Source organism: Streptomyces sp. SID11385, assembly GCF_010548245.1.
GTDB lineage: Bacteria > Actinomycetota > Actinomycetes > Streptomycetales > Streptomycetaceae > Streptomyces.
This window is the reverse complement of record NZ_JAAGLR010000903.1, coordinates 1-230: the sequence shown is the minus strand read 5'-3', so window position 1 is coordinate 230 and position 230 is coordinate 1. Positions and strand designations below refer to the sequence as shown.

The window sequence follows — 230 nt, the reverse complement described above, 5'->3', positions numbered from 1 at the left end:
GACCGGCAGAGAGCAGGAACCGATCCCAACCCCCCTCACCCCGACGCAACGACCCAACCGCAACAGCCTGACCCTCAACCCCCACAGCCTCAAACGTCTCCTGCAACCCCACCGTCAACACCGGATGAGGAGAACACTCCACAAACCCAGTAAACCCATCCGCAAGCAACAGCCGCACCGTCTCCTCGAACTCAACCGTCTGCCGCAAATTCCGGAACCAATACTCCCCA

The 230-nt window shown here is 60.4% G+C and carries 1 protein-coding gene; it reads right to left on the bottom strand.

Annotated elements, in window-relative coordinates; translation table 11 throughout:
* A partial coding sequence (locus G3I42_RS27420) for an acyltransferase domain-containing protein (RefSeq protein ID WP_164290325.1) occupies positions 1-230 on the bottom strand: 230 nt, incomplete at both ends.